General features: G+C 64.8%; 14 protein-coding genes. 1 reads left to right on the forward strand and 13 read right to left on the reverse strand.

All coding sequences use genetic code 11. The features are described 5' to 3' along the window. Window positions 1–5: 5 nt before the first annotated feature. The 13 genes from BGO82_RS00250 to BGO82_RS00310 all read right to left on the reverse strand — a co-directional run bounded on the left by BGO82_RS00250 (window position 6) and on the right by BGO82_RS00310 (window position 12,323). Window positions 6–1,079 (reverse strand): ABC transporter ATP-binding protein, encoded by a 1,074-nt coding sequence (locus tag BGO82_RS00250; protein ID WP_291303528.1) that lies wholly within the window; start codon window positions 1,077–1,079, stop codon window positions 6–8. Then, window positions 1,066–1,860, reverse strand: coding sequence for an ABC transporter permease (locus tag BGO82_RS00255; protein WP_291303613.1), 795 nt, complete (start codon window positions 1,858–1,860; stop codon window positions 1,066–1,068). The genes BGO82_RS00250 and BGO82_RS00255 overlap by 14 nt, the downstream gene beginning before the upstream one ends. A 5-nt stretch (window positions 1,861–1,865) precedes the next feature. After that, the gene (locus BGO82_RS00260; protein ID WP_291303614.1) at window positions 1,866–2,732 is read right to left on the reverse strand and encodes an ABC transporter permease; all 867 of its coding nucleotides are present in this window, start codon (window positions 2,730–2,732) and stop codon (window positions 1,866–1,868) included. Window positions 2,733–2,734: 2 nt separating this feature from the next. Continuing rightward, entirely contained in the window at window positions 2,735–3,802 is a 1,068-nt protein-coding gene (locus BGO82_RS00265; RefSeq protein WP_291303529.1) for an extracellular solute-binding protein, read from the reverse strand. Window positions 3,803–3,948: 146 nt separating this feature from the next. Continuing rightward, the gene (locus BGO82_RS00270; protein WP_291303530.1) at window positions 3,949–4,911 is read right to left on the reverse strand and encodes an alpha/beta hydrolase; all 963 of its coding nucleotides are present in this window, start codon (window positions 4,909–4,911) and stop codon (window positions 3,949–3,951) included. Further along, the gene (locus BGO82_RS00275; RefSeq protein ID WP_291303531.1) at window positions 4,898–5,842 is read right to left on the reverse strand and encodes a threonine/serine dehydratase; all 945 of its coding nucleotides are present in this window, start codon (window positions 5,840–5,842) and stop codon (window positions 4,898–4,900) included. The genes BGO82_RS00270 and BGO82_RS00275 overlap by 14 nt, the downstream gene beginning before the upstream one ends. Next, window positions 5,839–6,846: a succinylglutamate desuccinylase/aspartoacylase family protein gene (locus BGO82_RS00280; protein WP_291303532.1), complete on the reverse strand. Its 1,008-nt coding sequence runs from the start codon at window positions 6,844–6,846 to the stop codon at window positions 5,839–5,841. The genes BGO82_RS00275 and BGO82_RS00280 overlap by 4 nt, the downstream gene beginning before the upstream one ends. Window positions 6,847–6,917: 71 nt before the next feature. Beyond that, window positions 6,918–7,706, reverse strand: coding sequence for a transporter substrate-binding domain-containing protein (locus BGO82_RS00285; protein WP_291303533.1), 789 nt, complete (start codon window positions 7,704–7,706; stop codon window positions 6,918–6,920). Between the two features lie 39 nt (window positions 7,707–7,745). Then, window positions 7,746–8,477 (reverse strand): amino acid ABC transporter ATP-binding protein, encoded by a 732-nt coding sequence (locus tag BGO82_RS00290; protein ID WP_291303534.1) that lies wholly within the window; start codon window positions 8,475–8,477, stop codon window positions 7,746–7,748. Further along, window positions 8,464–9,114 carry an amino acid ABC transporter permease gene (locus BGO82_RS00295; RefSeq protein ID WP_291303535.1) on the reverse strand — a complete coding sequence of 217 codons (651 nt, stop codon included), beginning with the start codon at window positions 9,112–9,114 and terminating at the stop codon, window positions 8,464–8,466. Before BGO82_RS00295 ends, BGO82_RS00290 begins: the two co-directional genes overlap by 14 nt. After that, entirely contained in the window at window positions 9,111–9,785 is a 675-nt protein-coding gene (locus tag BGO82_RS00300; protein WP_291303536.1) for an amino acid ABC transporter permease, read from the reverse strand. The genes BGO82_RS00295 and BGO82_RS00300 overlap by 4 nt, the downstream gene beginning before the upstream one ends. Window positions 9,786–9,915: 130 nt before the next feature. Then, window positions 9,916–11,073: a Xaa-Pro peptidase family protein gene (locus BGO82_RS00305; RefSeq protein WP_291303537.1), complete on the reverse strand. Its 1,158-nt coding sequence runs from the start codon at window positions 11,071–11,073 to the stop codon at window positions 9,916–9,918. Further along, window positions 11,073–12,323: a RidA family protein gene (locus tag BGO82_RS00310; RefSeq protein ID WP_291303538.1), complete on the reverse strand. Its 1,251-nt coding sequence runs from the start codon at window positions 12,321–12,323 to the stop codon at window positions 11,073–11,075. The genes BGO82_RS00305 and BGO82_RS00310 overlap by 1 nt, the downstream gene beginning before the upstream one ends. 106 nt (window positions 12,324–12,429) lie before the next feature. Between BGO82_RS00310 and BGO82_RS00315 the strand changes: the two genes are divergently transcribed. Continuing rightward, the gene (locus BGO82_RS00315) at window positions 12,430–13,200 is read left to right on the forward strand and encodes an IclR family transcriptional regulator (protein ID WP_291303539.1); all 771 of its coding nucleotides are present in this window, start codon (window positions 12,430–12,432) and stop codon (window positions 13,198–13,200) included. Window positions 13,201–13,213 lie beyond the last annotated feature (13 nt).

Consider the following 13,213-nt stretch of genomic DNA (forward strand, 5'->3'; position numbering starts at 1 on the left):
CAATGTCAGACGGATTTGAGGAACCAGGCCTGGCCCCAGTCGATGGCCAGGCGGACCTGCGCCCCCGGGGCAACCAGGCTAATGCCGGGCACGCGGAAGTCGATATTCTGAGACATGCCTGCCGGGCGCGCGACGATGCGCGTATAGCCATGCTCGGCCGTGACCGAGATCACCTCGGCAGGCATTCCCTCCGCGCCGATCGCAACGGTCCACTGATCGAAACAAAGCTTGACCGGCGCGTTTGCGACAACGGCGGCGTCGCCAAGCGGCACCCCTACCTCGAGTCCGTTGCCGACGCGCACCCGTGCGACGGCATCGCCGATCGTTGCAACCGTGCCGTCCAGCACATTGTGCATCCCGAGAAAGCGCGCCGCATAGTCGGTGCCCGGATGATGGAACAGGGCAGCGGTCTCGCCCCGCTCAACAATGCGGCCGCCCGACATGACGATGGTGCGGTCGGCGACCGCCATGGCTTCGCTGTAGTCGTGCGTCACGTAGATCGCGGTAACACCAAGCCGCTGCTGCAACTCGCGGATCTGCCGCCGCACTTCAACGCGAGTATTGAAGTCGAGGCTACTCATCGGTTCGTCGAGCAACAGGATGCTAGGATTGATGGCGAGAGCCCGCGCCAATGCCACTCGCTGCTGCTGCCCGCCGCTCAATTGCCGCGGCATACGCGCACTCAGCTCTTCGAGTCCCACCAGCGCCAGCGCGTCACGTGCGCGGCGCCCGCGTTCGGCGCTATCGATGCCGCGCATGCTGAGGCCGAACTCTACATTGCGCCGCACATTGAGATGGGGAAACAGGGCCCAGGTCTGAAACACGAAGCCAATGTCGCGCTTGTGGACCGGCACCCGGCTCAGATCGTTGCCGCCCAGCCGGACCGAACCGCTGTCAGCCTCGAGCAGTCCGGCGATGATGCGCAGCAACGTGGTCTTGCCGCAGCCGCTCGGCCCGAGCAGGCAAAGTGCCGAGCCCTTCTGGACATCGAGATCGATGTCGAAAACCCCGACATCGGTGCCAAAACGTTTGTTGATCCCACGCACCGACAGATAAGCGGCATCGTTATTGCCGGGCATTCACCACTCCATCGAATAGCTTGAAGCGGCCAAGGACTGCCATCAGGATAGCACCGGCCAGGATGAGCACCGAAGAGATGCTGGAGAGCGAGGGGTCGTTCGTCGTGTTTGCCAACTCGAACATGCGTACCGGCAAGGTGACGTGTCCGGGCACCGACAGGAATAGTGAGATGGCCACGTTGTCGAACGAGAAGATGAAGCTGAAGAGCGCCGCTGCCGCGATGCTGGGCAACATCGCCGGGATGGCAATGAGCCAGAAGGCGCGGGCGGGCGTAGCGCCCAGCGTAATACCGGCCTCTTCGAGTTCGGGTCCGAGATCCCCCATCGCACTGGAGATGAGCTGCAGGCTGAAGGGAAAGATCACGAGCAGATGGCCGACGGTGAGTGTCCAGATGGACGGCCGGATGTGCAGCCCGTTCTGCATGTAAAGCAGCAGCGCCAATGCCAGCAGCACCTCCGGCAGCACGAGCGGGCTGAGCGCCAGCGCCCGGAGCATGTTCCTTCCCCGAAATCTGTGGCGAACCAGAAGCACAGCCGTTGGCAGTGCGATCAGGAGCGCGAGAACCGTCGCAATGCCGGCGATCTGCAGACTGAACAACAAGGACTCGCGGATCTGCGTGTCCTCGACAAGCTGCTCGTACCAGCGCAACGACCAACCGCGTGGCGGAAAGGCGATGAAGCTCGTCGAACTGAATGAGAGGATCACCACCACCACCAGCGGAGACAGCAGGAAGAGGACCATCAGGCAGGCATACAGCCGACCCACGCCTCGCATGATCATGGCGCTCACGCGATGTCTCTCCCTCGGGTGGACAACGCCGATAGAGGCAGCAGCAGCACCAACAGCACGACCGCCAGCGCAGCAGCCGCGGGAAAATTCAACGCCGTCGCTTGCTGATAGATCAGCATGGGGAAGGTGTTGACGCGACCTGCCCCCATCACCGCGGGCACGATAAACGAGGTCGCCGATAGAGCAAATACGAGCACCGTTCCAGTGGCGATACCTCGTGCAGACAGCGGCAGAACAACCTTGAGAAAGACCTGCCAGGGATTGGCGCCCAGCGTTTGCGCGGCTTCCGTTACCCCCGGACCTATCGACTGCATCGAGTTGAAGATTGCGATGCAGGCATAAGGCAGCAGGGTGTGGATCATGGTGATGACCACACCGCTCCATGAGCCGATGAACATCATCCGAGCCTCATCGCCAAAGACCAGCGCGATTAGATTGTTGACCGGCCCGCTCTCCGACAGCAGCAACTGCCACCCATAGAGACGCACCACGACGCTGATCACCAGCGGCCCGATCAGCGAGCCGATGATGACCATGCGCCAACGCGGCTGCCGCAACATGACGTAGGCGAGCGGCAGCGCCAGGGCCAGACTGCCCAGCGCAGTCAACAATGCGATGAACAGGGTGACGCCGAGCGACCCCAGATAGTAGGGGTCGCTCAGGACCTCGCCGAAGCGATCGAACGTGAAGCCATCAAGCCCGATCCGGCCGCCGCCGACGCTGATGCGGATCATCAGCAGGAGCGGCGCTACCAGACACGGGAGAAGCAGTGCCAACACCGGCAGGGCCAACACTGGAACGAGCAGTCGCTTTTCCGCCCGCGATGTCGGCACGTCGGCGATTGCGGCAGCGGCCGTCGTCATCGTCAACCGCTGATCTCGCGCAGCCAGCGATCGGACCATTTCGGCAGATTGGTGCCGGCATGGAGGAAATCGATCGGGAACAGCTTGTCTGCTACGTCGGCATTTTCGATCAGGCCATTTTGCACGTCAGGCGGAAGCACAACCGTGGTTGAAGGCGCTACTTGCGCCTCCTTGGCCCACTCGATTTGATTTGCGTCCTGCAGCATGAAGTCGATGAATTTTAGGGCGCTCTCGCGGTTTTCCGCCCCTTTGGGGATGCAGAACGCATCGCCCGCCCAGGTGCATCCCTCAGCCGGGATGGTGGCGACGATATTTTCCGAAGCCAGTGGCAGGCCGAGATCGAGCGTATTCACGCTAACCCAGGTGTCGCCGGCGACCAGCGAGGTGATTGCAGCCGAGGTGAGCGGGTAGAATTCACGAATATTGGGCTTGAGCGCTTTCATCGCCGCCCAGCCCGGCTCCATGTCGTCGTCTTTCTGGCTGCCGCCATGCACGATATTGGCGGCGATCAGCATCAGGGCTGCGCCCAATGTCGGCATTTTCTGCACACTGATGCGGTTCGCCAGTTCGGGACGCCACAGATCCTTCCACGACGTGATCTCGAACGGGACCTTGTCCTTGCGCCACAGAATACCGATCGCCTTCCAATGCGTGGGGATACCGCCGATCAGGCCATTTTCGAGCAACAGCGGTGCTTGGATTTTCGACTGCACCTTCGAGAGCGACGGCACATCACTCATCTTGAGCGGCTCGATCAACTCGCGCTGCAGACCGCGCAGCACGGCATCGAAGCTTATGGCGACGGCATTGTACGAGGGCTGTCCCGCAGAGGCCTCGAGCTTGGCCAGCATCGGCTCCGACGAGGCAACATCCGTGACCAGTTCGATGCCGGTCTTCTGCTGAAATCTGGCGCCCAAGTTCTTGTAGGCCTTGTCGAAGACGCCACCGATTTCGCCATAGATTAAGCGGTTCGGGTTGCTCTGTGCCCAAGCTGCCCGCGGCAGTTGCAACGACGCTGCTGCACCCAGCGCCACACCACCAGCCAAGAAAGATCGCCGATCCATTCCCATCCATTCCTCCCCTTCATGCCGTCTGTCGACAGGCGACAGTATGCATGGAAGTTTTTCCGAAAGGATTTGTCAACAGACTTTTGGCGATGCGAGGAAAATCGTGGACCGATCCGGCGTTGTCGCGTTCGATCACGAAAGGGCGGCGCCTAGCGCCGATGCTTGAAAGCGGCGCCCCTGGCCTCGGATTTGATCCATGCGGCTATCGTTGCAAAGGCCGCGCTGACTTGCGGCACCGCATCGGGCGCTGCCAGAAATCCATGATTGGCCCCGGTCATCCGGTGGCGGGTCACAGCTACGCCCCGCGCCCCCAAGAGGTGGGCAAAGGCTTCACCGTCGCTGCGCAGCACGTCGAATTCTGCCGTCAGCACCAGCGTGGGCGGCAGGCGCATGCCGGGCGGAAGCAGCAGCGGCGAGCAGCGCCAGTCGCCTCGGCTGATCGGGTGGGGAGCGTAGAGACCGGAGTTCCAGAGCATGTCATCGGTGGACAGCCCGGCCCGGCCGTCGCCGAACAGCCGATAGCTTTCGCTCTCGCCGATCCGCGACAGATCGGTGACCGGATAGAGCAGAACAAGCCCGGCGAGTTCGGGGACGCCCGCTGCCGCCGCAGCGGCCAGCGCACCGCCGGCACTGTCGCCGCCGACCAGGATGGCGCCCGCACCCAGCGCCTCAGCCGCCTCCAGCGCATAGACTGTCGCCGCCCGGGCATCATCCACGGCGGCAGGAAACGGATGCTCGGGCGCCAGCCGGTAGTCTACCGACAGGATGAGGATGCATGCCTCCCGCGCCAGCCGCCGCAGGATCGTGTCGTGCGTGTCGAGATCGCCGGCCACGAAGCCGCCGCCGTGGAGATAGACCAGCAGCGGCAGCGGCCGTTCCGCAGAGGGCCGATAAAGGCGCAGCGGCAGCGTCCCGCCCGGCCCCGCGATCTGCAGCGCCTCGACGGCAAGCAGATCGATGGGCGGCGTCGCGCCATCCGGCAAATTGCGGCGGCGGTTCAGGGCGCGGGCCTCGGCGATGCCGACATCCTGGTAGCGCGGCTGGCTGCGCCGTGCTGCAACGCCCGCCGCCAGCAGCGGATGCAGGCCTGGCGGACTCTCAGGTGAGGGCATCGGGCCCGGCGCCACAGACAATGGCGCACACCGTCTCGCCATCGGCCGGCCGCACCCGCCCTTCCCGCAATGCCGCCAGCGCCGCAGCGCCGCTGAGGTCGGCGGCGAGCCCCATCTCGAACCATAGCCATTCTGCGGCGGCGCGCATCTCGTCGTCGCTCACCAACACGATCTCGTCGACCCGCTCGCGCACCACCTCGTAGATGCGTTCGTCCGAGCGTGCGCAGGCCATGGTGGCGACGGCCGTCGTCACCCGCTCGAGCGCGATGTTATGGCCCGCCTCGAGCGACCGCAGCAACACCGGCGAGCCGTCGGCCTCGATGCCGACGATCCGCACATCCGGTCGCAGCGCCTTGATGGCGGTGGCGACGCCACTCACCAGCCCGCCGCCGCCCATCGCGACCAGCACCGTCGTGACGTCCGGCATATCCTCGAGAATCTCCAGCCCAACCGTCCCCTGCCCCGCGACCACGTCGGGATCCGCGAAGGGATGGAAATACGCCGCCCCGGTTTCCGCTTGGAACGCCAGCGCCGCAGCGTTGGATTCGTGCCAGGCGGACCCCACGATGCGGACATCCGCGCCCCAGGCGCGCAGCTTCTCGATCTTGGCGGGCGCCGCATTGGTGGGCAGGAACACCGTCGTCGGCACCCCCGCCATGTAGCCAGCGCGCGCCGTGGCAAGACCGTGATTGCCGCCCGAGGCGGTGACGATGCCGCGCGCCAGTGCCGGCTGGTCGAGCCCGAGGAGCCGGTTGGTCGCCCCGCGCGCCTTGAACGAGCCAGTGACCTGCAGCAATTCGAGCTTGAGCAGCAGCCGATAGCCGCCGGGCAGCGGAGATTTGAGCCCGGTCGCGGCGATCGCCGGCGTGCGGCGCACATTGCCGGCAATCCGGCTCGCAGCCCGGTGGATGTCGTCAAGCTCGACGATCACGCAATGTCTCCCTCATAGGGTACCGCTACCGTGACGCAGCAATTGCCCGGCACCACGCGGCCCGGCTGCCGGCGCCCGTAAACGATGCCGTCGGCCGAATAATAGACGATTTCGGGTGGGCGCGACGGATCGGTGAGCTTGTGGATGCGTCCGGCCGGCTGGCCGGCCGACACCTGTGTGCCGAGCGCATGGAACGGTTCGAACACCCCGTCGGTCGTCGCCAGCACGAAGCCCTCGGGTCCCGGAATGCGCAGGATCATCTCCGGCCGCGACTTCGGCGTCGCACCGGTCGGCGGCAGCACCCCCAGATGCGCCAGCACGTTACGCACGCCCCGCCGGCAGATGCCGAGCGCATCGAGCGACACCGTGCCCGCACCGGCCATCTCCGTGCCCACCGCCACGAGGCCGTGGCGAACCGCGGTGGCCATGGCCGTGCGCGTGTCGCCCAGATTGTCGATCACCACCGTCACCGGCGCGTCGAACGCCAGCACCGCCGCGATGTTCTTCTTGCGCAGCACCGGGTCGGGCGTCGGCTCGATCGCTGCGCTCGGCATGATGTTCAGCGACGAGCCCCCTGAGTGCAGATCGAGGAAGGCATCGCCCATCGGCAGGATCACCTCGTCCATGTAGGCGGCAATCTGCTGCGTAATCGTGCCCAGCGGGTCGCCTGGAAAGCTGCGGTTGATATTGAGCCCATCGACCGGCGAGGTGCGCTGCCCTGCCCCGACCGCGGGCGTATTGAGCGCCGGCAGAATGATCAGCCGGCCGCTCACCTCGGCCGGGTCGAGCTCGCGGATCATCTCGCCCAGCGTGATCGGCCCCTCATACTCGTCGCCGTGATTGCCACCTTCGAGGATCACCGTCGGTCCCGTGCCATTCTTGATCACCGCCAGTGGGATGCGCGTCGCCCCCCACGCGTCCTCGTGCGGGGAGTGGGCAATATCGATGAAGCCGATCTGCTTGCCGTGGCGATCGAAGTCGATGGTCGTGCGCGCGCTGGACATGGAACGCTTTTCTGTTGGGAGGGCGCCGGAAGACGACGGAGAGGCACCGCCTCCCCGTCGCGGGGAATCGCTCAGATCGGGGGGAGCGAGGTGATGTTGGTGCCGAGCCATTTCTGCGACAGCGCCGACAGCGAGCCGTCATGCCAGCCCAGATGCACATAGGTGTTCAGCCAGTGCAGCAGCTCCGGCTCGCCCTGCGGCAGGCCGATATAGCAGGGCGATTCGCTCATGATGAATTTGGGATGCAGCACCGCCCCCTTGTTCTTGCTCATGATGTCCTGCGCCACGATGTCGGCCGTGGCCAGCAATTGCGCCTGCCCCGACAGGAACGCCGCCGCCGAGCTGGCATCGTCATCGTAGCGCTGGATCTTGGCGTTGGGCGCCAGCGCGGTGAGCAGCAGGTCCTGCGTCGTGCCCTTGGTGAGCGCGATCGTGTAATCGCCGAGCTGGTCGGCGCTGCTGACGTTGATATTGTCGGGGCCGAACACACCCTCCGACAGCGCCGCGTAAGGCGAGGTGAAGTCGATCTGCAGCGCCCGCTGTGGCGTCGCGCCCATCGCCGCGATGACGATATCCAGCTTGTCCGTCATCAGGTATGGAATGCGGTTGGCGCCGGTGATCGGCGTCAGCTCGGCGGTGACGCCCAGCGCCTTGGCAATGGCGTTGGCCATATCCACGTCGAGCCCCACCGGCTGGTTGCTGGCGTCCATGGAGCCGAACGGCGCCACATCGACCGGCACGCCGATACGAATTTTGCCTGACGCGATGATCTGCTGCAGGTCGGCGGCCATGGCGGGCACGACCGAGACGGCGCCGGCCAGGAGCACGGCTGAGACGATCCTGGAGAGATGCTTCAACATGGTAGTTCCCCCTCTGGGTCTTGGAGTGGTCGGTTTCGGTTAGTGCAGAACCGCGCTCAGGAAGCTCCTGAGCTCCGCGGTACGGGGCTCGACCAGGGTCTGACGTGCCGGGCCATCCTCGTGGATGCGGCCCTCATGCATGAAGATCACCCGGTCGGCGACGTTCTTGGCAAAGTTCATTTCGTGCGTGACGAGCATCATGGTCATGCCATCCTTGGCCACGCCTTCGAGCACGCGCAGCACCTCCCCCACGAGCTCGGGATCGAGCGCCGAGGTGATTTCGTCGAACAGCATCAGCGTCGGCTGCATGGCGAGCGAACGGGCGATGGCCACCCGCTGCTGCTGGCCGCCCGACAATTCGTCGGGATAGGCGCCCAGCTTGTCGGCGAGCCCGACCCGCGCCACCATTTCCTTGGCGATCTCGCGCGCCGCCGGCAGCTTCATCTTGCGCACCAGCGTCAGGGCGAGCGTGATGTTGCGTTCCACCGACAGATGCGGAAACAGATTGTAGCTCTGGAACACCATCCCGGCCTGCTGGCGCAGCCGGTTGAGGTCGGCGTCCGGCGAAGTGACCTCGGTGCCGGCGACGACGATCCGCCCCGCCTGCACCTTTTCGAGGCCGTTGAGGCAGCGCAGCATCGTCGACTTGCCCGAGCCGGAGCGGCCGATGACGGCGACGATCTCACCCTTGTCCACCGTCAACGAGATGCCCTTCAGCACCTCGACCACGCCGAAGCTCTTATGGATGTCGCTGACCTCAACGAGCGGCATGAGGCGTCCTTTCGAGCCGCTGACTCAGGCGCGTCAGGGCAAAGCAGATGACGAAATAGATGAGTGCGGCGACGCCGTAGACCTGCAGCGGCGCATAGGTCGAGTTGGAGAGGATCTGGCTTTCGCGCGTCAGTTCGACAAAGCCGATCAGCGCCGTCAGCGACGTGTCCTTGACCAGTTGCACCAGGAAGCCGACCGTCGGTGGAACAGCGATGCGGATCGCCTGCGGCAGGATCACATGCAGCAGGCGCTGGTGGTAGGGCAGGCCCAGCGATGCCCCCGCCTCCCATTGCCGCGGCGACACCGATTGCAGGCTGCCGCGCCAGATTTCGCCGAGGAAGGCCGAGGCGTAGATCGACAGTGACAGCGCCGCGGCGACCCACGGATCGACCACCACATGAAAGAGCGGCAAGCCGAAGAAGAAGACGAAGAGCTGCCCGAGCAGCGGCGTACCCTGGATCAGATTGATGAACCCGATGGCGAGCCAGTTGGCCGGCTTGAACGGCACGATGCGCAGCACCGCGACGATGACGCCGAGGATACCCCCGCCAACCGCCGCGATCAGGGCGAGCGCTACCGTCCAGCGCGCCGCCTCGAGCAGATAGACGATGTCGTTCGGCCCGAATTCACGGATCATCTGCTGCGGCTCCGCCGGACGAAGACGAGCTGCCAGACGACGGCGAAGAGCGCGCGGAACGTCAGTGTCAGCACCAGATAGGCCGCGGTGATCAGCGAATAGGTCTCGAACGAGCGGTAGGTGCGCGAGTCGATGAAGGACGCTTCGCTGAACAGCTCCGTCGCGCCGATCGCGGAGACGACGCTGGTGGCCAGCAGCAGCAGCACGAACTGGCTGGTCAGCGCCGGATAGACGGCCTTGACGGCCTGGAACAGCACCACGTGCCGAAAGGTCTGCCCGGCCGTGAGCCCGAGCGAGCGCCCCGCCTCCACCTGGCTGGTGCGGATCGATTGCAGTCCGGCACGAAGGATTTCGCCGCAATAGGCGCCGAGGTTGATCGAAAGCGCCACCACCGCCGCCGTATTGGCGTCGAACCTGATTCCCAGATGCGGCAAGCCGAAGAACACGATCAGCAATTGCACCAGCAGCGGCGTGTTGCGGATGGCTTCCACATAGGTCGTGGCCGCGCCGCGCAGCACCGGGATCGAGCCGGTTCGCGCCAGCGCCACGAATAGGCCGATGACCAACCCGATGCTCATCGTGATGACCGACAATTGCAGGGTCAGCACCACGCCCCGGACGATCTCGTCCGTGTAGGGCAACAGCGCGCTGAACCGGAAATTGTAACTCACTGGTCAGATCCCGTTCGCAGTCAGGGCAAGGCTATGATCGAGTCATATATGAAGTCAAGTACCATACATGAAACAGCGCACGCTCGATGCGAGAACCGTGCGAGAACCGTGCAAGAGCCCTGCAAGAGTCCTACGAGACGACCATCAGTTCCCTGCGATATTGTGCGAGAGTCGCATGGCCGGTGGCGGTCACCAGAACATTGTCGATGAGCCGCGCGCCAAGCCCTTCCTCGCCCACGAACACCGGCGGCTCGACGGTCACCACCATCCCGGCCTGCAGCGTGTAAGAACTCCGATCCAGAAAGTGGAGCGGCTCCGCCCAGGTCGGCGGGAACCCGGGGCCGAGTCCATATCCCGACAGATGTACGCGGTGCCGGTCGAGCCCGGCATCGGCGATGACCCGGCGCGCCGCCTCGTGCACGGCCGTTGCGGCCACCCCATCGGCGATGCTGGCCAGCATGGCATCGGAAGCTAGGCGCACCACGTCATACAGCTCGACCATCCGCCGGCTGGGCTCGCCCAGCACGAACTGCCGTCCGAGCGTCGCCGTGTAGCGCCGGCAGGTCGCGCCGAATTCGACATTGCCGAAATCGCCGCGGCGCATTACCCGCGTCGTCGGCGCTCCGTGGCTGAAGGCCGAACGCGGCCCCGAGACGAGATTGATCGGGCTCGCCGCGATGCCGCTGCCCCGCGACAATAGCGTCTCGTAGATGCGGCCGGCGAGCTGTAGCTCGGTCTTGCCGGCCGCCAACTCGTCGTGGAAAGCGGCCATCGCGTCATCTGCCATTCGGGCGGCCTGCCGGACATAGTCCAGCTCGGTCGCCGATTTGACCAGCTTGAGGTCGGCGATCAGGGAGGTCGCATCGACCAGCCGATCGGGACCGAGCAGATCGCGCAGGCCGAGATAGTGATAGGGGTGCAGATAGGCGCCCTGCACTTCGAGCCCCACGCGCCGCCCGATCAGCCCGAGGTCGTGGGCAAGGGAGGCGAAGGCGTCGAGCGGGTTTTCGCTGACGCCACCGCCCCAGCCCACCACGCGGTCCGCAATGGACTCCGCTTCCAGCTCGTTGACTTCGCCGGCGCGCACGAGAACCGTCAGCGGCTCGTCATTCGCCCCGACGAACAGGCACTGGAACTCCTGATAGCTCTTAGCCTCGCTGCCGGTGAGCCAGAGGATCGACACCGGATGCACCGCGACCAGCCAGTCGAGGTTCCGCGCCGCCATCGCTCGGCGAACCCGGCCGAGCCGCTCGCTGAACTCGGCGACCGGGAAGTCGTCCTTCGACATCAGTCCGGTCTCACGCCGAACGCCTCGATTTCAACAAGCAGGTTTTCGTAGGCGAAGCCGGCCACGCGCACGGCCGTCACCACCGGGCCGGGGTCGGGATAGAATTCGCGCTGCACTCTGGCGATCACCGCGCGCGTGTCCTCGATCTGCCGCCAGTCGCCTTCGGCATGGAAATAGATATAGAGCTTGGAGATATTGGCCTCCGTGTAGCCGCCTTCCGCCAGCGTGCTGCGGATGAATTGAAAGACGTTGCGCGCCTGGGTCTCCATGTCGTCACCCACGGCCCGGCCGTGATTGTCCGCTGAAATCTGACCGCCGATGAAGATCAGCGGGCCCTTCACCCATCCCTGGGTGTACTGCATGCCGGGCACGCTCCAGTCCCAATGATTGGCCGGCTGCAACCGCAGGCGCTCGTCGCCCAGAACGGCGATCCCCTCGACCTGGATCAGTTCCTCGAGCCGGGGCATGCCTTGCACACGGAGGCCGGCGCCGGCCGCCGAGGGCACCGACATATAGCGCCGTCGTACCGCGTTCATCTTCTCCCAATAGCTCGTGACCTCACGGCCCTGGCCGTAGAACAGGAAGTAGGTGTTCTGGCGCATCAGGCTGTGGCGATCACCGCCGCCGGCGCGCAGCATGGTGTCGAGGTTACGGAAGGATTCGTCGGTCTGTACTTCGATATCGTCCTGCCCAAGCACCTGCCCATTGGCATCGAGCGCGCGCTGCGCGCCGATGAACAGCATGTCGTCGACCTTCCAGCCATGCACGAACGGCAGATCGTCCGCCCATCGCCAGTGCCCGTCCGGCGGTGCGATCACCTCGCGCTTGCCGCCGATGACCACCCACACATCGAGCATCAACAGCGCGCCCTCGCGGTCGAGCCCGCAGCGAATCTCGGTGGTCGCCGGACCGGGCGCGCTGAAATAGCTGCTCCGCACGGCATTGACCTGCGCCATGAAGGCGTCGATGGCCTCCTGCTCGGGCGGGCAATTGAAGTAGATGCTGTGCTTGACCACGTCGGCAAGGCTCGCGCCGATGCCAGCCAGCGCCTCACGCAAGCTGTCGAAGACCATTTTGGTCTGCACTGTCACGTCCGGCGGCGCCATGCGGTCCTCGGCATCAATCGCCAAGATGCCGCCCACGAACACCAGAGCGCCGCACCGGATCACCCTCGGCACACTCCTCACTCGCGCCTCCCTTTCGTTTGCCTCGGGCGAGCCGGTGGACCAATTTCGCTTCGGGCGCGCCATGCGATAAAAGCACGCTCATCCGACCGGTTCAGGGTCGCCACTAGCAACAGGGCATTGTTTTGTATATGAAGTCAAGAATTGTATATAAATCGACAAGAGGGCTGAGGTGACTGAAGCGCCGGTGGAAGAGCGCGCCGGATATTCCGCTCCGGCGCTGGAGAAAGGCCTCGACATCCTTGAGCTCCTCGCGACGGAAGCCGAGCCGATGACCACCCGGCAGATCAGCGAGCGACTCGGGCGATCCAAGAGCGAGATTTTCCGCATGGTCTATGTCCTGGTCGAGCGCGGCTATCTCCGTCGCGATCCTGCTACTGACCAGCTCTCGCTGAGCAACCGGCTGTTCGAGTTGGGGATGAAGACGCCGCGCTCACGTACGCTGGTCGAAGTGGCGCTGCCGGCGATGGAGCGGCTGACGGCCATGGTGGGCCATGCCAGCCACCTCGTGGTGATCAGCCGCGGCGAGACAGTGGTGATCGCCCACGCCGCGGCCCGCACGGACTTCAACTTTACCCTGCGGCTCGGCTATGGCAATCCGACCACCGAGGCTGTGTCCGGGCGAACTATCATCGCATTCCAGTCGGCCGAAAGGCGTGCTGCCATGATCCGTGACAGCTTCGCGCTGCTCGAAACCCCACCGCCGCTCGACAAGCTGATCGAGCAACTCGACCGCATCGCCGCGGCAGGTTCGGTGGTCGCGGCGAGTCACCGGCTTGTCGGCGTCACCGATATCTGTGCGCCGATCCTCGACCGCTCCGGCTGGGCGATCGCCGGCATAACAATACCCTGCCTGCAGCGCGTCGGCACGGAGTGGGCATTCGAGGACATTCGCGATCAACTGGTAAAAGTCTGTCACGAGATTTCCGACGCCTTGCTATGACGGTTAGCAGATG

The sequence above is a fragment of the Devosia sp. 67-54 genome, from assembly GCF_001899075.1.
Lineage (GTDB): Bacteria > Pseudomonadota > Alphaproteobacteria > Rhizobiales > Devosiaceae > Devosia_A.

Excerpts from the sequence above, each read along its gene's own strand:
- BGO82_RS00250 (WP_291303528.1), bottom strand. The coding sequence starts at position 1,079 with ATGCCCGGCAATAACGATGCCGCTTATCTGTCGGTGCGTGGGATCAAC.
- BGO82_RS00255 (WP_291303613.1), bottom strand. The coding sequence starts at position 1,860 with ATGATCATGCGAGGCGTGGGTCGGCTGTATGCCTGCCTGATGGTCCTC.
- BGO82_RS00260 (WP_291303614.1), bottom strand. The coding sequence starts at position 2,732 with ATGACGACGGCCGCTGCCGCAATCGCCGACGTGCCGACATCGCGGGCG.
- BGO82_RS00265 (WP_291303529.1), bottom strand. The coding sequence starts at position 3,802 with ATGGGAATGGATCGGCGATCTTTCTTGGCTGGTGGTGTGGCGCTGGGT.
- BGO82_RS00270 (WP_291303530.1), bottom strand. The coding sequence starts at position 4,911 with ATGCCCTCACCTGAGAGTCCGCCAGGCCTGCATCCGCTGCTGGCGGCG.
- BGO82_RS00280 (WP_291303532.1), bottom strand. The coding sequence starts at position 6,846 with ATGTCCAGCGCGCGCACGACCATCGACTTCGATCGCCACGGCAAGCAG.
- BGO82_RS00285 (WP_291303533.1), bottom strand. The coding sequence starts at position 7,706 with ATGTTGAAGCATCTCTCCAGGATCGTCTCAGCCGTGCTCCTGGCCGGC.
- BGO82_RS00290 (WP_291303534.1), bottom strand. The coding sequence starts at position 8,477 with ATGCCGCTCGTTGAGGTCAGCGACATCCATAAGAGCTTCGGCGTGGTC.
- BGO82_RS00295 (WP_291303535.1), bottom strand. The coding sequence starts at position 9,114 with ATGATCCGTGAATTCGGGCCGAACGACATCGTCTATCTGCTCGAGGCG.
- BGO82_RS00305 (WP_291303537.1), bottom strand. The coding sequence starts at position 11,073 with ATGTCGAAGGACGACTTCCCGGTCGCCGAGTTCAGCGAGCGGCTCGGC.
- BGO82_RS00310 (WP_291303538.1), bottom strand. The coding sequence starts at position 12,323 with ATGGCGCGCCCGAAGCGAAATTGGTCCACCGGCTCGCCCGAGGCAAAC.